The sequence below is a fragment of the Collinsella aerofaciens genome (assembly GCF_015561195.1).
Lineage (GTDB): Bacteria > Actinomycetota > Coriobacteriia > Coriobacteriales > Coriobacteriaceae > Collinsella > Collinsella aerofaciens_AC.
The window spans coordinates 1-16,531 of sequence record NZ_JADMSU010000008.1; the positions used below are offsets into that span (position 1 = coordinate 1).

Below are 16,531 nucleotides of genomic sequence, written 5' to 3' on the forward strand. Positions count from 1 at the left end.
CCCATCATCGCGGTCTATGGGGTCAACGATATGGCACCGTGGGGACACATGTATGTCAATCCTGGTCTAACAGAGCCAAAAGAAAAGCCCCCGTTGCCGGAGGCTTCAAGTTCGATTGGTGCGGCGTATAGGATTCGAACCTATGACGTTCTGATTCGTAGTCAGACCCTCTATCCAGCTGAGGTAACGCCGCAGCGCAAGACATATAAAACCACTTTAGCTTATTGGAGTCAAGCACAATCTCAAACTTTTTTGTGGAACGCAGTTTTGTCATGCTGCTCCGCATATACCGCCGTTCCCCGTACGATCGATTGGCCTTTCGATCACGTCAAACTTAGCATCAAGTTCCCTCAGAAGCGATCTCACCCGCTGGGCACAATCGTAATCGGCAAACGAGATGCTCAACATGCGAGCAACCTGATTAGATGTCTGGACCCCATAGAAATGCTCTAGGACCACAAGCCCCTCGTGCGCCACAAACGTCTCAACCACATGAGGCGACTCCTCGTAGCACCATTGCGTCAACGGCCCCTCGCTCGTCTGTCGAACCACCAGGCCACCCATGCCAGACGGTTCACACGTTACAAGCAGGTACTCCCCGCCCTCGTCGCTCTCAAACAAAACCACCCGATCATCAAACAGTTCCATCGTGTCCCCTTTCTCTCGCTCTTATTTAGCAAAAGCATAGCAGGTAGATGACTGTATACAGAACATTTGTTCGTGTGTTTTCTATTGAGCTGTCCGCACGGCATGGTATGGACCTGCGCACGAAATAGGGCGCCCCCGAAGGAGCGCCCTTGCATATCCCCTATGCAGCCAAGTTACGCGACCGGCTCGATCTTCTCGAGGCCGCCCATGTAGGGACGCAGGACCTCGGGGATCGTGATGGTGCCGTCGGCGTTCTGGTAGTTCTCCAGAATGGCAGCCATGGTACGACCAGCCGGCAGGCCGGAACCGTTAAGGGTGTGCAGGTAGCGCGAACCCTTGAAGTTCTCGGGGTCGCGATACTTGATGTTGGCGCGGCGAGCCTGGAAGTCGCCGCAGTTGGAGCAGGAGCTGATCTCCTTGTAGGCGTTGTAGCTCGGCAGCCAGACCTCGACGTCGTAGGTCTGACGGGCAGAGAAGCCCAGGTCGCCGGTGCACAGGCTAATCACGCGATACGGAAGACCCAGCTGCTGCAGCAGGTACTCGGCCTCGGCGGTCATGCTCTCGAGCTCCTCGTCGGACTCCTCCGGCTTGGCAAACTTGACCATCTCGACCTTGTCGAACTCGTGCTGACGGATGATGCCGCGGGTGTCACGACCGGCGGAACCGGCCTCCTCGCGGAAGCAGGGAGTGAAGGCGGTGTAGCGGCGCGGCAGGGTGTCGGCGTCGAGAACCTCGCCGGCGTGCAGGTTGGTGAGCACGACCTCGGCGGTGGGGATCAGGAAGTTGTCGCCCGAGACGTGATAGGCGTCGTCCTCAAACTTGGGCAGCTGGCCCGTACCGAACATGGTCTGACGCTTGACGACGATAGGCGGCCACCACTCCTTGAAGCCACGGCTCGTGTGCGTGTCCAGGAAGAAGTTGATAAGGGCGCGCTCCAAGCGGGCGCCGGCGCCACCGAGAACGGTGAAGCGGCTGCCGGAGAGCTTGTTGCCGCGCTCGAAGTCGAGGATGTCCAGATCGGTGCCCAGGTCCCAGTGCGGCTTAAAGTCGAAGTCGAACTCGCGCGGGGTGCCCCAGCGGCGACGCTCGATGTTCTCGTCCTCGTCCTTACCGTACGGGGTGGCATCGCACGGAATGTTGGGCAGGTGAGCCATGAAGTCGTACTGCTCCTGCTCGAGGGCGGTGCGGCGCTCGGCCAGACCGTCAATCTTCTCGTTGACGGCGCGCACGACCTCCTTGGCGGCCTCGGCCTCGTCCTTCTTGCCCTCCTTCATCAGGGCGCCAATCTTCTTGGACTCGGCGTTGCGCGTGGCTTGAAGCTCCTCGACCTCGGTGATGACGGCACGACGCTCGTCGTCGAGCTCAAAGAACTTCTCGCGATCCCAAGACGTCTGGCGGTTAGCCATGGCGACATCGATGGCATCGGGGTTTTCGCGAACAAACTTGATATCAAGCATTAGATCCTCCGGCGATATACATTCCATTTAGGTTGCAACCTTGTACATGTATGGGCAAGTATATACTTATGAGCGTTTACGACCCAACTCAACTACGCAAGAAGGCACCCAATGGACGCAGTTTTTTCCTTTTTGTTTGGCACCCGCACCGGTTTTGCCATCCTTTTCGCCGGCGGCATCCTGCTGTTTGCGATTCTTGCCTTTGTAATGGAGAAGCGCACCCATAAGATGTATGTCGACCGCGGCCCCAAGTCCGAGGACGAAGAAGACAGCTTCTGGGACTAACCTGCCAAAAAGGGACAGGTTTATTTTGGTCGGTTTTATCTGGGCAAACGCAAGCGCCCCGCAACTGGAATTGAACCAGTTGCGGGGCGCTTTTCGCTAAAAGGACAAAACCGCAGGAAAAACCTGCCAAAATAAACCTGTCCCTAAATAGCAGGTTTTACTGAAGGGTTGCGTCGATTGCCTTGACCAGGGCGCTGCGCATGCCGGCGTCCTCGAGCGCAACGACGCCCTTGATGGTGGCACCGCCGGGCGAGCACACGGCATCCTTCATCGCCGCAGGATGCTGACCGGTTGCAAGCTGCAGCTTTGCCGTACCCAGCGCCATCTGGCTCACAATGCGATAGGCATCCGCACGCGGGATACCGTGCTTGACCGCCGCATCGCCCAGGGCCTCGATTGCCATGGCGACAAACGCCGGAGCGCAACCACCAACCGTGCCGCCCACAAACAGCAGGCTCGTATCGAGCTCAACCACCGTGCCAAGCTTACCGAGCAGGTCGAGCACAACAGCACGCTGCTCATCGCTAAGCGTAGAGGACTTCTCGCAGGCGATGACACCCTCGCCCACCGAAACCGGTGTGTTGGGCACCGTCGAGATATGCGCGACACCCGGCAGGACCTGCTCCCACTTGGCACTGTCCCAGGTCCAGGCAACCGACAGAACGACCTTTTTGGCAAGAGCATCCTGGAGCGGGGCGAATACCTTCTCGATCATGTACGGCTTGACCGCAGCGACCACGATATCGGATGCGGCGACAACCTCGGCGGCATCGTGGCAAGCGACCATCCCGCGCGTCTCACAACGCTCAACCAGTGCGTCGTAGCGACCCGCACAGGCGCACATGTCGCTCGCGGCTACACCGGCAGCGATCCAGCCATCAGCCATAGCGCTCGCCATATTGCCAAAACCGACAAATCCAATCTTCATATCACACAGTCCTTTCAGACACATTCCTCAAAACGAAAGGTATTGTCCCACGCCATTGTTTCGTATTGCCGACCTATTTGTGATACGGCTCGCCACGGCTGATCTTGCAGGCACGGTAAATCTGCTCTAGCAGCACCACACGCGCCAGGTTATGCGGCAAGGTAATGCGTCCAAAGCTGAGCATCTCGTCGGCGCGGGCGCGCACCTCATCACTCACGCCGTCCGAACCGCCGATTACAAAGGCAATGTCGCTGCTGCCTCGCAGCATAAGATCGTCGAGCCTCGCCGAGAGCTCCTCACTCGAACGCTCCTTGCCCTCGATAGCCAGCAGGATCACATGCGCTCGGGACGGCAAGGCAGCAAGAATCGCCGCCCCCTCCTTGTCACGCGCGGCATCCACACCGCCCGCCTTGGCCGGGTCGATATCGGCCACCTCGCGGATATCCACCTTGGCATAGGCGCCCAGACGCTTGGTGTACTCAGCGCAGGCATCCTTCCAAAAGCGCTCTTTGAGCTTGCCGACGCAAACGACGGTGTATTTCACGCGCGCCTACTCCTTCGAATCGTTTTGAACTTTGCCTGCGGCCAGCATCTGCTCGAACATAGAGGCCGACTGTGAGAAGTCGCTCGGCAACACGACCGTCGAGTTTTTGCCCGTACGCGCGAACTCCGTCATCATCTCGGTCCACTGCGTAAACATGAACAGCTGGTTGGCCTCATCGTTGCCAACGCCTGTCTCCTGGATAATCTCGAGCGAATCCTTGATGCCCAGCGCGATGGCTTTGCGCTGGTTGGCGATGCCCTCACCCGCCTTTTCCATCGCCTCGGCCTCGGCGGTCGCCTCGGTGACGCGCTTGATGCGGTCGGCCTCGGCGAGCTCCTGCGCGGCAGCGCGCTTGCGCTGGGCGGCGTTGATGTCGTTCATGGAGTTCTCGACCTCGGTCGGCAGTGCGATTTTGGTGATGAGCGTCGACACGAGGGTGAAGCCGTAGGCGGCCATCTGCTCGGAAACGGTAGCGTTGACATCCTTGGCGATGTCGTCCTTCTTGGCAAAGACCTCATCGAGTGTGTAGACGGGGATGGAGGAGCGCAGGGCGTCGGTGATGAAGTCGCGCATCTGGTCGACGGGCTCCTGCAGCATGTAGTAGCTCTTGTAGATGCCCGAATCTGCCGGGCCGGCGCCCATGTCGTAGCTCACGTGGTACTGAGCGGAGACCTCAAGGCCGATAGTCACGTTATCCTGGGTCTTAACGTCGATCCCAAAGCCGTTTTTCATGGTGCGCAGGCTCACCGTAGCGGCCTTGCGGTCGATCACGGGCACCTTCATGTGGAAGCCCGCGTTGACGATGCGGTTGAACTTGCCCAGGCGCTCGATGATCACAGCGTGCTGCTGCTCAACGACGTAGCAGGCGTTGGGGAGCAGCAGCAACAGGATGATAATGGGAATCAAAAGGCTGGTAAGGGCGGCGATGATACCGGAAAACAGCATGGTCTCTCCTCTGATAGGCGCACGTTGGCACTAGGATACCCGCACGGAGCGGCCGCGTGACACTAACAAGAGGGCCCGTGGTCAAAAAAGGCCAAATATGAGTACTGTTACAAGTTTAGTAGCAGCGTTTTCTAAGCAAAATCGCCCCGTTGGAGCAGAGATCTAGATCGAAATCGCTTCACTTTATCTCTGAGATAAGCCAGATTAACGTACATCTGTTGCGTAACATGCAAGAAAATGGTTTCGAGAAATGTATCCATTTTCATAACAGTACTCATATTTGCCGTTTTTTGACCACAGGGGTTTCTGTCGTGCGAAATTGATAAGCCAAACCTGCCAAAAACAGCCCATAACAAAAAAGCTCCCATTGCTGGGAGCTCTTTCAATCAATGGTGCGGGCGAAAGGACTTGAACCTTCATGGGGTTGCCCCCATACGGACCTGAACCGTACGCGTCTGCCAATTCCGCCACGCCCGCGTGCAGGAATTAGAATAACGGAGCGCCACCGCGAACGCAAGAACTATTTTTGAAAAAGTTTGCAGGCATTTTCCCAAGCGGCATGCGCGATTGTTTCGGCGTCCTCACCAGTGCGATCGACACGGTCGTTAACCAGCGCGTTTGCCGTAATGGAGATCATTGCGGGCTCGCATTCAAGACCGCGGATGGGCTCCGGTGCCATATACGGGCAATCCGTCTCGAACAAAATGCGGTCGAGTGGGGTTGCCACAAATGCCTCGCGCACGTCGTCGTTGCGCTTAAAGGTGGCCGCACCACCATAGGCGATATAGCAGCCCAGCTCCACAAAGCGCTCCATCGTGGCGCGGTCCTCGCCAAAACAGTGCAGCACACAACCGGCCTGGGGCACGCCCACCTCACGAAGCACGTTGTACGCATCCATATGCGAGGTGCGCTCCCCATCCGAGTCCTCGTGCCGCAGGTGCAACTCCACCGGCACATTGCAGCGCACGGCGACTTCGAGCTGACGCGCCATGCAATCAATCTGCACGCTGTGGGGCGCCGGCGTGATGTCGTCGTCGTAATCCATGTGGTAGTCCAGACCGATTTCGCCAATACCGGCGCATAAGGGGTCATCGAGTGCGGCAACGACCTGTGCGTGAACGTCGTCGGTATAGTCCGGCGCGCCATACGGATGCACGCCGGCAAGATACTTGATCTGCGGGATATCCCGCATCGGCAGAATCTCGCGCGTCAGCCAGTCGCTATAGTCCGTCACGCTGCGCTTATCGGCAATGGGATCGAAGACCGTCACCAACAGGTCGATGCCTGCCGCCTTGGCACGCACGAGTGTCTCGGGCACGTCCTTGCCCCAGAACGAAAGCAGATGCGCATGTGTGTCGGCAAGCGGTGCCAAGGGCACGGGACAAGCAACTGTCTTCTTTTTCTTGGTAAACGTCACGCGTTCGGCATTAGGCATCATGGATTAGCTCCTGGGCCAGACGGACAAAGGCGGCGACGCCGAGCGTCTCGGCGCGCGTGGTGGGTGCGATACCGCAAGCCTCAAAGGCGGCATCGAGCACGTCCTTGGCAAAGCCGTTGGCGCTCATGGAATTGCGGATGGTCTTGCGACGCTGAGCAAATGCAGCATCAATCACGCGGGCCACAAATTCGCGATCGAGTCCTTCGGGCACCACACCGTCAACACGGTCGATACGCACGACGGCCGAGTCCACGTGTGGCGCCGGCATAAAGCAACGCGGCGGCACCTCAAAGCGACCCGTCACCTGCGCATACAGGCCAAGCTTTGCCGTGTAGCCGCCATAGGTCTTGTTGCCCGGCGTTGCGGCAATGCGATCGGCAACCTCCTTTTGCACCATGACGACAGCGCGCTTAAGCGCGGGCATCGTCTGGAAGAACTGAAGAATGATCGTCGCCGCCACGTTATAGGGCAGATTCGCGACAAACACCGTGGGTTCACCACCGGCGGCCTGCTCAATCTGCTCCGGCGTCACCTTGAGCGCATCGCCCATGATAAAGCGGAAGTTGGCATAGTCGGCGGCGTGGGCATCGAGCACCGGCTCAAGCTCGGGATCGGCCTCAATGGACGTAACGCACGCCGCTTCCTGCAGCAACGCAAGTGTCAACGTTCCACAACCCGGACCCACCTCGAGTACGCGCTCGTCACCTGCAAGCTCGGCAAGCTCGCAGATACGCTCGATCACATGATTGTCGATTAGAAAGTTCTGGCCCAGGCGATGCTTGGTCGCAAGGCCAAACTCCTCCAGCAGCTCCCTGGTGGCCGTGGGGTTTGCCAAAGGCGAAGTTGTCATGGTTGCCTCCTTAGCATGATGGCGGCGTCTTGAAACAAAAGGGCATGGACCGTGGCGGCCATGCCCTTACAGCTAAACAGCAAATTGCCGATATGGCGCTCGCGCGGTCTCTACGCCAGACGCGGGAACAGCGGATCGCCCTTCTCGACGGGCTGACCGCCAGCAAGCAGGCCCCAAGTGCAAATGCCCTTGAGGTCGTCGCTCGCGGCCTCGTCCTCGCAAGACAGGCGACGCAGAGCCTCGGCAGAAGTCTGGGGCATGAGCGGCATCAGCAGGTGGGCGGCGATGCGGATGGCCTCGAGCAGGTTGTAGATCACAAATGCCAGCTCGTCAGCCTTGGCCTCGTCCTTGGCAAGCGCCCAGGGCTCGGAGTCCTCGATGTAGTGGTTAGCGGCATGGATGAGCTCCATAACCTCGTCCTTGGCTCCGCCGTAATCGAGCACGTCCATCTTGGCCATGTAGCGCTCGACCAGACCATCGGCGATCTTTGCCAGCGGGTTGTCGAACGCATCGAACGATGCGGGCTTGGCGGGCGCGCAACCATCAAAGTACTTGCCGCTCATGTTGAGCGAACGCGAGATAAGGTTGCCCCAACTGTTGGCCAGGTCGGCGTTGTAGACCTGCTCCATGCGATCGAAGCTGATGGCACCGTCGGTGCCGGGGACGACGTCGGTCATAAAGTAGTAGCGATAGCCCTCGACGCCCAACATGTCGATAACGTCCTGCGGAGCGATGGCGTTGCCGCGGCTCTTGGACATCTTCTCGGCCTTGCCGGTCTCGGCATTGCGCACGGTCAGGAAGCCGTGGGCAAAGACGTGCTCGGGCAGGGCCTCGCCGATGGCCATGAGCATGGCGGGCCAAATGACGCAGTGGAAGCGGATGATGTCCTTGCCCACGATGTGGAACTGCGCGGGCCAGCGATAGGCCAGCTCGGCACGCGCCTCGTCGGTGTCGACACCGTAGCCGACGGCCGTCATATAGTTGAGCAGCGCATCGAACCACACGTAGGTCACGTGACCCTCGTCAAACGGGACCTGAATGCCCCAGTCAAAGCTCGTACGGCTCACGGAAAGGTCATTAAGGCCGCCCTCGACAAAGCTACGTACCTCGTTCATGCGGAACGCAGGCTCGACAAAGTCGGGGTGCTCGTCGTAAAGCTTGAGCAGCTTGTCCTGGAAAGCGGAAAGCTTAAAGAAGTAGGACTCCTCCTGCACGCGCTCAAGCGGACGGTGGCAGTCAGGGCACAGGTGCTGGCCGACGCTGCCGTACTCCTCGTCGCCCTTCTGGACCTGCGTATCGGTGAAGTAGGTCTCGTCAGGCACGCAATACCAACCGTCGTAGCTGCCCTTATACAGGTAGCCGGACTCCTTCATGCGCTCCCACAGGTACTGCACGGCATGATGCTGGCGCGGCTCGGTGGTGCGGATGAAGTCGTCGTTGGAGATCTCGAGCTTGCTCCAAAGCTCCTTGAAGTGCGGAGCCTGGCTGTCGGTCCACTCCTGCGGCGTCATGTTGTGCTTGGCAGCGGCCTCGGCGACCTTCTCGCCGTGCTCGTCCATGCCAGTCAGGAACTTGACGTTATAGCCGGCGGAGCGGCGATAGCGAGCCTGAACGTCGGCGATGATGGTGGAATAAGCCGTGCCCAGGTGCGGATCGGCGTTGACGTAGTAGATGGGCGTCGTGATAAAGAACGAAGGCTTGCTTTGATCCATGGGGTTTGTCCTCCAGAAAAACGTTGCATACAGGGGATGATTCTAGCGCAAGGGCTGGATATCCTCCATCTATTGCATATCGAGCACCATGGCATAGACATCGCGCTTGCGGCGCGAATACTTCTGAGACAGGCGCTTGGCCACCGCAGAGGCGGGCTCCCCCTCCTCGAGCGCGGTGCGGATATCCTCGCGCAGGGCCTCGTCGGGATCCGCTACCGCAGCGCCAACCGGCGCGATGCCGGCCTCCTCATCCTCGCTCGGCGGCGCGATGACCAGCGCAATCTCGCCCTTTACCTCGCCGCGAGCACGCAGCTCCTCGGCAAGCTGGTCAGCGGGCCCGCGCAAGACCTCCTCGTGCAGCTTGGTGAGTTCGCGGCAGACGGCAACCTCACGCTGGGGAAAGACCTCCGCCACGGCCTCGAGCGTCGCGACGATGCGATGTGGAGACTCGTAGAAGATGAGTGCGCCGGGCACCACGGCAAGGCGCTGCAAACGGCGCACGCGGTCGCCGTGCTTTCGGCCCAAAAAGCCCTCGAAGAAAAAATGCTCGCAGGGAATGCCGGACGAAACGAGCGCCGTGACGCAAGCAGAGGGCCCGGGAATAACTTCGACGGGCACATCGGCCTCACGTGCCGCCTCGACCAGCGCCTGGCCGGGATCGGACACGCTCGGCATGCCGGCGTCCGAGGCAAAGGCGAGGGTCTCCCCCGCCAGCAGGCGGTCGACCAGGCCGGCGGCGCGGTTGGCGATCACATTCTCGTCGCAACGGACAAGCGGCTTGGAAATGCCCAGATGCATCAGCAGCTTTGACGTCACACGCGTGTCTTCGCAGCAGATGGCATCGGCGGCGGCAAACGCCTCGCCAACGCGCGGGGACAGGTCGCCCAGGTTGCCGATGGGCGTGCCGACCATATAGAGTTTGCCCATATGGGCGCTGTTTTGCGTCATATCAACCTATTCAATCATGCCGCGCTCGAGCGTACCGAGCGCCGCGCGGGCGTCCCATGCTGCAATGCGCTTCTCGGTCTTCCACGTTTGGAAGAACCAACCGGCAGCCGGCGCAAACGAAGCCAGCTGGTTGGCGATAAACACGCGCTCGTAAGCATTGCGGCCCTCGGGCGTAACCGACGAGTTGGCAAAGATCGCCGCGCCCGACCATTCGCCCACCAGCACGGGGAACCCTGTCGAAATCGCTTCTTTAAGCTCGCGCTTGTTACGCGAAATCGCCGTCGTCAGCCCGCGGGGGCTCGTGATGTCGAGCGCATACTCGTCGCGGTAATGGTACAGGTGAAGGTCCATGTAGACGTTCTTGTACTTGGCGCCGCGCATAAAATGCTTCCACTCGCTGGGATGCCCCGACGACGAGAAGACGACGATTTTATCCTCGGGCATATACGAACGGACGAGCTCGTAGGCATCGCGATAGAAATTGCGCAGGTAGTGAGCGGGAATGCCATCCGTCATGGTGAAGAGGCTCTTGCGAACGCTCATCTGCGGCGTGTCCAGCAGCTCAATGCCCAGCAGGCTCTCGGCCTCGCCATAGCGATCGGCCAAGCGCTCAAGCACGTCGAGTGCGACATGACGGCCGTTGGTGGACGAATGCCACTCGGCGACAGCCTCCGGCGTGGTGGGCGAATCGTTGGAATCGCCCTGGCCACCGGGCACGGTTGCCAGATCGAGCAGCACGCGGATGTCGTACTTGGCAGCCCACTCAATCGCGCGGTCGATGTAATCGACAACCGATATGTAGGAGGCATCGGACTCCTGTGAGCCAAAGGCATACCAGGGCACCGGCAGACGCACGGCATTGAGACCGATCTGCGCCATGCGACGAAAATCGTCCTCGCTCACAAACGTCTCGTAATGGCGGCGCATGCGCTCGTTATAGGCGGCGGTACCCATGGCCTCCTGCAGCTCGGCTGCGTTGGATGCACCGGTCGCCGCGTACAGCGACGGGGTCACCCAAGGCTCGGGAATAAACCAACCAGAGAGATTAACGCCGAGTATCCTCTCCATCACTGCCCCCTTCGGATCATGCAGGTCGAACCCGCATCGTATTGCATAGGATAAGTATCGTTTTGAGTATACCCGCGTGTGCGGACAGGCGACCGAACGGTCTGTAAAGTGACGCGAAAGTGGGAGGAATGTCTGGGAGCAGACGGGCTCGGAATGGTGCGACAAGGTACGTACGCGCGCCGGAGGCAGGCACCGGAAAGTGTGTCCCGTTCTGAGCCCTTATTCTGGGACGCAGTTTCCGCAGAACCCTACATAAAAGAAAAGGACCCCTTTGCAGAGGTCCTAGTCAATTCAAGGTGGCGGGGAAGGGAATCGCGTCCGCGCGCTGCGCGGACGGACCGCTGCGGCGCTTACGCGCCTTGCGAGCTGCGCTGGCAAACGCTTACGCGTTTACTCAGCTCCGCGCCCTCACGGGGTTCGATTCCATGTGGGGGCTGCATAAAAGAAAAGGACCCCTTTGCAGAGGTCCTAGTCAATTCAAGGTGGCGGGGAAGGGAATCGAACCCCTGACACGAGGATTTTCAGTCCTCTGCTCTACCAACTGAGCTACCCAGCCATTTGAGGTGTGCCTTGTTTCAAGGCTTGATTAGTATAACCAAGGACGCGTTCCGGTCAACCGAGAATTTCAAAAAAGTTTTTGAGCACAGCCTCGGTTCTTTAAATCGGCACGTCAGAGGCATCAGCCGGCAGCAAGAAGTTTTTCGCTCAGAGCCGCACGGGCAAACTCACTTGGCGTCATTCCCTCGGCAGCCGCCCGTCGACGAATGGCCTCCTTCATTCCCAGAGGAATCTTGACCGACAGCGTTGCCGTCCCCTCACCTGAGAGCGGGGGCCGTCCATGCACGATCCCACCAACGGTGTGTTCGCCATCCGGAAACTCTCCGCGCTCGTACGACTCACACCACGCGTCAATCATTTCATCCGTTACAACCTGACCATTAGCGGTCGTATATGTCTTGCCCATCATCGACCCCTTTGCCGAGCTCGCTCAATCTCTTGCCAGAATTTCTTCTGAACCGGAGACAAGGCATGAATAATGAGCCATCCACGAATAAGTTCGACCGCAACGAGCTCCACGCTTCGTCCGTCCGGAAGCCATCCAATCGCAAGCCATCTCGGCGGCTCGTCTTCCGACTCGCGGCGAATACACTCAGTAACCGCGAGCCAAGCACCAAGCACCTGTTTTTCCGTCAGGTGCTTTTTAGCGTTGGGATGGATCTCAACATCCATGCATCTCCTCCTCCATCGTACCAAATTTCGTATGACGAAAGTCCGCTGTCGCCAATTCTTAAGCCGGCACGCGTTGGAGAGCAGGGGTCGAAACAATGATCGAAGGGCGCTCGAGTGCCGCCCAGGCGCCGGGGCAGGAACACATGCGCCATGGGCGAACGTTTTCGCAGCAAGCAAGAACATTGCCATTGCGATCGATAAAGGCGATGTCGATGGGATAGGCCATAAAGCAGGTGTGAACCGAGGAACAGCGCGGAAACGCCATGACAAGCGGCAGTCCGCTGGCGGCAATCGGCCGCCGTCCCAGCATGCCGCGCAGACGCACGGTAAACGACTCCGCCACCACAAACTCGGCCGGCGTCCAGCCCAACCTGTTGAGCGCCCGCGCGTAGGCGATATAGGACGAGGCCGCACTCACATGACCACCCCCGGGCGCCATGGATCGACCGTCACCGCACGTTCATGCGTGAGCACGGCCGGCGCCCCCAGGGAAACGCCGGCGATGCTCAGCGAACTCGGCCACGGTTCATAGTGCATGGTGCAGGTATAGGTCCTAAACGTACCGGATAGGGAGAGCAGGCCACCATCCGATGCCTCCGCGCCTTGCTCGCTCGACACTTCAATCTGCAAGTCATAGCCTTCCATGGCATTCAGAATTTGAGTCTGGACCGTCGCCGAGGCATCGACAGAGCTTTCGTCGCCCTCCCCCTCCGACGCCACGGCGTGCGCCAACACGATGTCGGGCACCACGCGGTCGAAGCGCGCGACAGCACTGGCAAAGATCATGACGTTGTACACGATGAGTGCCAGCACCAGCAAAACGGGCGTAACCACTGCCATCTCCACCGTCGCTTGGGCGTGCTCCTCGCGCAGACGCATGCGGATACTCATTACGACCCACCGCCCAGAGCGCCAACCAGCGTGGCGACATCGACGGTGAGCGGGATGGAGCCGCCGCCGGGCAGAGGAATCTCCGCAAGCGTGAACACCGTACCGCTGATGGTGCGTTCGACTTGATATTCCAACGCCTCGCAAAGCGCCTTGGGATCGGTCACGCCCAACGGAATACTTCGCAGCTTGTCTTGCGCTTGAGAGAGACCGGCAATGTCAGACCCCGGACTCTTAATGACGTTGGCGGAATCGGTCAGCACCGGCTTTCGCAGGCGCAAGTCGCACGGTTCCAAACCCAGCGCCGCCACGGACGCCGAAACGGTATCGCCGAGCCACGATGCAATGGAGCCCAACGCACCGTTGCCCCCTCCTAGGCCCTTAATCATCTCGTCCACAAGTTCGTCGGCCGAACCTTGGATGTCTCCGTATCCCACAAGCAGCCGTCCCCAAACATCCATGACGCCATCGAGTACGCCGGCAACGCCACCCGAGCGTTCCTTCAATGTCGAGAAAAATCGCGAAAGCACGTTGTTTTGCGCCGTCGCCTCATCGGGCGCCAGCACCGCGGCAGAGATGGCACCGCGACTGCCAAGCTCAACCGCCGTGTTAAACGAAGAGTTAAGTTGATCGGGGCTGGTAATATCACCCGAAACTGCAAAGGCGACTACGCCGTTGCGGCCAGGTGGGGCGATACGCGGACGCTCACCGGAAAGTTCTTTGATGGCGGTATCGAACGCATTGCCCGCACGGTCGGCTTCGTCCTCGGTCTGACGCTCGAGCTCGAGCTCCTTGTTGCGACAGTCGACGTAGTCCTCCAGGGCGTCTTTAAACTTGTCAAAGTGATACTCAAAGCCGTTTTCGATAGAGGTTGAAGGCACCGCAACAGCACCAAGCGACAAAACGCCAAAATGGCATTTGCTGCATTTATCCTGTCCATCGTAATCGGCAACCGAAGCAAATCCGCTCGGCGTCCCTTTCTTATAGTTAGGGCAGGTCGTCCCGTAATGCAGATACGCCTTGTCATCGTTCACGCTAGTCGGCCACACCGCATCGGTATAGAGTTCCGTCGCCCGAACCTCATCAGAGTTGCGCGGCAGCAGCGGAATATAGGAGGAAACCCTGTCTCCGTTCTCGGTTATATGTGCCCGATCGACCTCCGCGCTCGCATAGGTATAAAACGCCTTACGCGCCGCAGACTCTGCCTTCATCTCGACACTCGAGCCGTGGGGCTTCTCATTTGTCAGACGCCAATGGTAGTAGTCCTTCGCGCGATCAAGGGCAACTTGGGGCTCCCACGTAACGCTCGATGAGTAATGCGGATTTTGAACACCGGAGAGATCCGTTAGGCTTTTCGCACGCTCCCACATGCAAGAACAGCTGCCGACCGAGCTCTTGTCAGACCCACCACAATCCGCCAGCCAAGCACGCTCTTTAGCCTTCGCCGTGTCCTCAGAAGCCTTCCGCAGCTCCTCGGCCGCACACTCTAAATCATCTGATGTGTCTTTAATGGTATCGGTCGAGATCTCTGATCCTTTGAGCGCAGCGAAGTCAGACTCGGATGTCCTGGGCACGGCAAGCGCCGTACCGGTATAGGTCACACTATCGGTATCCTGCGCCGACACAGCCTGCGTGGCACGCGCGGCGATCAGATACGGCAGAGCCGTCTCGATTTTCTGTAAGCCTTCCGATGCGCTTTTGGCAAACTTGTTGCGCGTTTTAATGATCTCAATCCCGGTGTCGACCATATTGCCGGCAACCGGCTCGGCACCCGGGATGAGGATGGCGACCAGGCCCGTCCCGATCGTGGCAAACCCCGCCAGCCCCAGACTCAAGATGCTCGCATCAACCACCGTGGCAGCCGTGTGATAGGACGACACTACGTTGGCACCCGCCAGCGCGCCGCTATCAGCCGCCACCTGGGTATCCCCGGCACGCGACATGCTCCATATCGCCGCGGTCGACGAAAACAACAATGTGAGCACCACTAGGATGACCACGGCAGAAGAAAGCGTGGTATAGGCGCCGTCTTCGATAAACAGATCGACACCGGCTCGACCCATAAAGCCGCCTCGCTTGCGATGGCAGCTCGGACGGTGCGTCAAAACGCGTCTAGACCAGAAACGCTTAATCCCATGCAGCAATCCACGAATCATAATCTCCCTCCAGCCATTCGGGACGCGATTGATACGAGACATCGACCTTGAGCTCAACGTAGCCGCCCTCGGCGGTACCACCCATAGCCTGCGCAAACGCACCGATCACAGGCAACGGCTTGACCTCGCCGGAAACGGACACGGACGAGACGCCACCCGCACCGGCCCGGCCAAGCTCGATATCCCACGACAACGGCCCGCCGGCATGAAAGATCGAAACGTTGGGCACTGCGGCAAGTCGGCGGCGGGTGAACTCCTTAAGATCGTCGTCCTCCGCCGTCGTCGTGGTCATGAGCCGCGCGGTCTCGGCGGCGGCAGACTCCATGACCGCGCGCGTATAGAGCAGGCACACCGGTTGCAGCGCGAGAAGGATGAGTGTCAGAAACGTCGGCAGCAAAAAAGCGGCCTCGACCGTAGACTGCGCCCGGTCCTCGCGCGCGGCATCAATACAACGCGATGTCCTTAGCGGCCGCAGCGGCGTCGATAACCGACGTCGAGGCAACGCCATGGGATGCCGCCCGCTCAACCAGCGCCGCCAAGCGCCCATCGGTGCCGGCACGCCAAAGTCCCGCGATCGCCAGCACGATCGATAACAGCGCCACCGTGACGATGGCGTATTCGACCGTCGCCTGGGCAGATTCCTCACACAGGACATCATGCATTTCACGATCCCTCCTTTGAGTCCGTTGCCTGCGGGCTTAGGCGCACGGCGCGCAGACGACACGAAGCATCGCCAGCATCCGCGGCAATTGTCACCATATCGACCCAGCCGCGTCCGTCGCGCACGATGGCGCCCCACACGTTTCCCTTGATGTCGAGATAGCCGCTCAGAGCAAGTTGCGCCGTGGGTACCTCGCGATAGGCACGCAGCATATCCGCCGCCGCTTCGGTCATCGGTCGGTCCTCGGACCATGCAAGCCGGACCGCAATCGCGTTGCCCTCAGGCGAATCCGTCGCAGTGCCAGACCGCTTGTCGAGCGTCCGCAGAAAGGTTTGCGCCGTGACAGCGACATCCGAATCGTCCGCATCTCGCATCTCATCTTTTTGAGACGCCACCGCCGAATCTGAGCCCAAATTGGAGGCGGTCCCAGGACGCTGCTGCCGCGCGGCGTTAAGCCCCCAAAGCACCGCCGCTATCGCCACGGTCAGGCAAGCAAACACCAGCAGCACCCCGATGGGGCGCTCGCCCTCTACAGGCTGTTGATGCCCTCGCTGATAGCGTTCCATAGATCTTGGACCTTGCCCTTAAATGCGACGATGGCGATAATCGCGATCACCACGAGCACGCCGACCAAGATGGCATACTCGGTGGTACCCTGTGCACTCTCCTCCTGCAATAGTTCCTTGGCGCGCTGACGAACATGTGCCGCCCGGCAAAACGCCCAGCCCTGGACCTTGCCAGCAGCGTCAGTCATCGTGTTCATGTATTCCTCC

General features: G+C 59.6%; 20 protein-coding genes and 3 tRNA genes. 1 reads left to right on the forward strand and 22 read right to left on the reverse strand.

Going from position 1 to position 16,531, the window contains the following annotated elements; genetic code table 11:
* Positions 1-116: 116 nt before the first annotated feature.
* The 3 genes from I2H81_RS07940 to serS form a co-directional block, all read right to left on the reverse strand.
* A tRNA-Arg gene (locus tag I2H81_RS07940) sits at positions 117-193 on the reverse strand.
* A gap of 77 nt (positions 194-270) precedes the next feature.
* Entirely contained in the window at positions 271-648 is a 378-nt protein-coding gene (locus tag I2H81_RS07945) for a hypothetical protein (protein ID WP_195645175.1), read from the reverse strand.
* A gap of 173 nt (positions 649-821) precedes the next feature.
* Positions 822-2,105 carry a serine--tRNA ligase gene (gene serS, locus I2H81_RS07950; protein WP_195645176.1) on the reverse strand — a complete coding sequence of 428 codons (1,284 nt, stop codon included), beginning with the start codon at positions 2,103-2,105 and terminating at the stop codon, positions 822-824.
* 111 nt (positions 2,106-2,216) lie between these two features.
* Between serS and I2H81_RS07955 the strand changes: the two genes are divergently transcribed.
* Positions 2,217-2,390: a DUF6724 family protein gene (locus tag I2H81_RS07955; protein ID WP_006235069.1), complete on the forward strand. Its 174-nt coding sequence runs from the start codon at positions 2,217-2,219 to the stop codon at positions 2,388-2,390.
* Positions 2,391-2,547: 157 nt separating this feature from the next.
* Here the strand turns inward: I2H81_RS07955 and proC are convergent, their stop codons facing one another.
* The 19 genes from proC to I2H81_RS08050 all read right to left on the reverse strand — a co-directional run bounded on the left by proC (position 2,548) and on the right by I2H81_RS08050 (position 16,521).
* Positions 2,548-3,318 carry a pyrroline-5-carboxylate reductase gene (gene proC, locus I2H81_RS07960; protein ID WP_195645177.1) on the reverse strand — a complete coding sequence of 257 codons (771 nt, stop codon included), beginning with the start codon at positions 3,316-3,318 and terminating at the stop codon, positions 2,548-2,550.
* A gap of 73 nt (positions 3,319-3,391) precedes the next feature.
* Positions 3,392-3,862, reverse strand: a complete 471-nt coding sequence (gene rlmH / locus I2H81_RS07965; RefSeq protein ID WP_035136824.1) for a 23S rRNA (pseudouridine(1915)-N(3))-methyltransferase RlmH — start codon at positions 3,860-3,862, stop codon at positions 3,392-3,394.
* Between the two features lie 6 nt (positions 3,863-3,868).
* On the reverse strand, positions 3,869-4,807 hold the full coding sequence (locus tag I2H81_RS07970; RefSeq protein WP_195645178.1) for an SPFH domain-containing protein: 939 nt from the start codon (positions 4,805-4,807) through the stop codon (positions 3,869-3,871).
* A 390-nt stretch (positions 4,808-5,197) separates the two neighbouring features.
* Positions 5,198-5,284 (reverse strand) — tRNA-Leu (locus tag I2H81_RS07975).
* A gap of 43 nt (positions 5,285-5,327) precedes the next feature.
* A complete protein-coding gene (locus I2H81_RS07980; protein WP_195645179.1) occupies positions 5,328-6,245 on the reverse strand; it encodes a TatD family hydrolase in 918 nt (305 codons plus the stop codon).
* Positions 6,235-7,095, reverse strand: coding sequence for a 16S rRNA (adenine(1518)-N(6)/adenine(1519)-N(6))-dimethyltransferase RsmA (gene rsmA, locus I2H81_RS07985; RefSeq protein WP_195645180.1), 861 nt, complete (start codon positions 7,093-7,095; stop codon positions 6,235-6,237). Before rsmA ends, I2H81_RS07980 begins: the two co-directional genes overlap by 11 nt.
* Before the next feature lie 110 nt (positions 7,096-7,205).
* Positions 7,206-8,807, reverse strand: a complete 1,602-nt coding sequence (gene metG / locus I2H81_RS07990) for a methionine--tRNA ligase (RefSeq protein WP_195645181.1) — start codon at positions 8,805-8,807, stop codon at positions 7,206-7,208.
* Positions 8,808-8,876: 69 nt separating this feature from the next.
* A complete protein-coding gene (gene rsmI / locus I2H81_RS07995) occupies positions 8,877-9,755 on the reverse strand; it encodes a 16S rRNA (cytidine(1402)-2'-O)-methyltransferase (protein WP_195645182.1) in 879 nt (292 codons plus the stop codon).
* 6 nt (positions 9,756-9,761) lie between these two features.
* A complete protein-coding gene (locus tag I2H81_RS08000; protein WP_055309641.1) occupies positions 9,762-10,823 on the reverse strand; it encodes a glycoside hydrolase family 5 protein in 1,062 nt (353 codons plus the stop codon).
* Positions 10,824-11,306: 483 nt separating this feature from the next.
* Positions 11,307-11,379 (reverse strand) — tRNA-Phe (locus I2H81_RS08005).
* A 123-nt stretch (positions 11,380-11,502) separates the two neighbouring features.
* On the reverse strand, positions 11,503-11,787 hold the full coding sequence (locus tag I2H81_RS08010; RefSeq protein WP_148332461.1) for an ATP-binding protein: 285 nt from the start codon (positions 11,785-11,787) through the stop codon (positions 11,503-11,505).
* Entirely contained in the window at positions 11,787-12,053 is a 267-nt protein-coding gene (locus I2H81_RS08015; RefSeq protein ID WP_148332421.1) for a hypothetical protein, read from the reverse strand. Before I2H81_RS08015 ends, I2H81_RS08010 begins: the two co-directional genes overlap by 1 nt.
* A 58-nt stretch (positions 12,054-12,111) precedes the next feature.
* Positions 12,112-12,471 (reverse strand): DUF192 domain-containing protein, encoded by a 360-nt coding sequence (locus I2H81_RS08020; RefSeq protein WP_271817505.1) that lies wholly within the window; start codon positions 12,469-12,471, stop codon positions 12,112-12,114.
* Entirely contained in the window at positions 12,468-12,944 is a 477-nt protein-coding gene (locus I2H81_RS08025) for a hypothetical protein (RefSeq protein ID WP_195645184.1), read from the reverse strand. The genes I2H81_RS08020 and I2H81_RS08025 overlap by 4 nt, the downstream gene beginning before the upstream one ends.
* Entirely contained in the window at positions 12,944-15,004 is a 2,061-nt protein-coding gene (locus I2H81_RS08030) for a hypothetical protein (RefSeq protein ID WP_195645185.1), read from the reverse strand. The genes I2H81_RS08025 and I2H81_RS08030 overlap by 1 nt, the downstream gene beginning before the upstream one ends.
* Before the next feature lie 64 nt (positions 15,005-15,068).
* Entirely contained in the window at positions 15,069-15,605 is a 537-nt protein-coding gene (locus I2H81_RS08035; RefSeq protein ID WP_117563703.1) for a TadE/TadG family type IV pilus assembly protein, read from the reverse strand.
* Entirely contained in the window at positions 15,541-15,759 is a 219-nt protein-coding gene (locus tag I2H81_RS08040) for a hypothetical protein (RefSeq protein ID WP_195645186.1), read from the reverse strand. Before I2H81_RS08040 ends, I2H81_RS08035 begins: the two co-directional genes overlap by 65 nt.
* Before the next feature lies 1 nt (position 15,760).
* The gene (locus I2H81_RS08045) at positions 15,761-16,324 is read right to left on the reverse strand and encodes a hypothetical protein (protein ID WP_195645187.1); all 564 of its coding nucleotides are present in this window, start codon (positions 16,322-16,324) and stop codon (positions 15,761-15,763) included.
* The gene (locus I2H81_RS08050) at positions 16,288-16,521 is read right to left on the reverse strand and encodes a hypothetical protein (RefSeq protein WP_089572694.1); all 234 of its coding nucleotides are present in this window, start codon (positions 16,519-16,521) and stop codon (positions 16,288-16,290) included. Before I2H81_RS08050 ends, I2H81_RS08045 begins: the two co-directional genes overlap by 37 nt.
* Between the last annotated feature and the right edge of the window lie 10 nt (positions 16,522-16,531).

Bases quoted from the DNA above. Each gene is read 5' to 3' on its own strand.
- I2H81_RS07945 (WP_195645175.1), bottom strand. From the start codon at position 648: ATGGAACTGTTTGATGATCGGGTGGTTTTGTTTGAGAGCGACGAGGGC.
- serS (WP_195645176.1), bottom strand. From the start codon at position 2,105: ATGCTTGATATCAAGTTTGTTCGCGAAAACCCCGATGCCATCGATGTC.
- I2H81_RS07955 (WP_006235069.1), top strand. From the start codon at position 2,217: ATGGACGCAGTTTTTTCCTTTTTGTTTGGCACCCGCACCGGTTTTGCC.
- proC (WP_195645177.1), bottom strand. From the start codon at position 3,318: ATGAAGATTGGATTTGTCGGTTTTGGCAATATGGCGAGCGCTATGGCT.
- I2H81_RS07970 (WP_195645178.1), bottom strand. From the start codon at position 4,807: ATGCTGTTTTCCGGTATCATCGCCGCCCTTACCAGCCTTTTGATTCCC.
- I2H81_RS07980 (WP_195645179.1), bottom strand. From the start codon at position 6,245: ATGATGCCTAATGCCGAACGCGTGACGTTTACCAAGAAAAAGAAGACA.
- rsmA (WP_195645180.1), bottom strand. From the start codon at position 7,095: ATGACAACTTCGCCTTTGGCAAACCCCACGGCCACCAGGGAGCTGCTG.
- metG (WP_195645181.1), bottom strand. From the start codon at position 8,807: ATGGATCAAAGCAAGCCTTCGTTCTTTATCACGACGCCCATCTACTAC.
- rsmI (WP_195645182.1), bottom strand. From the start codon at position 9,755: ATGACGCAAAACAGCGCCCATATGGGCAAACTCTATATGGTCGGCACG.
- I2H81_RS08000 (WP_055309641.1), bottom strand. From the start codon at position 10,823: ATGGAGAGGATACTCGGCGTTAATCTCTCTGGTTGGTTTATTCCCGAG.
- I2H81_RS08010 (WP_148332461.1), bottom strand. From the start codon at position 11,787: ATGGGCAAGACATATACGACCGCTAATGGTCAGGTTGTAACGGATGAA.
- I2H81_RS08015 (WP_148332421.1), bottom strand. From the start codon at position 12,053: ATGGATGTTGAGATCCATCCCAACGCTAAAAAGCACCTGACGGAAAAA.
- I2H81_RS08025 (WP_195645184.1), bottom strand. From the start codon at position 12,944: ATGAGTATCCGCATGCGTCTGCGCGAGGAGCACGCCCAAGCGACGGTG.
- I2H81_RS08030 (WP_195645185.1), bottom strand. From the start codon at position 15,004: ATGGGTCGAGCCGGTGTCGATCTGTTTATCGAAGACGGCGCCTATACC.
- I2H81_RS08035 (WP_117563703.1), bottom strand. From the start codon at position 15,605: ATGGCGTTGCCTCGACGTCGGTTATCGACGCCGCTGCGGCCGCTAAGG.
- I2H81_RS08040 (WP_195645186.1), bottom strand. From the start codon at position 15,759: ATGCATGATGTCCTGTGTGAGGAATCTGCCCAGGCGACGGTCGAATAC.
- I2H81_RS08045 (WP_195645187.1), bottom strand. From the start codon at position 16,324: ATGGAACGCTATCAGCGAGGGCATCAACAGCCTGTAGAGGGCGAGCGC.
- I2H81_RS08050 (WP_089572694.1), bottom strand. From the start codon at position 16,521: ATGAACACGATGACTGACGCTGCTGGCAAGGTCCAGGGCTGGGCGTTT.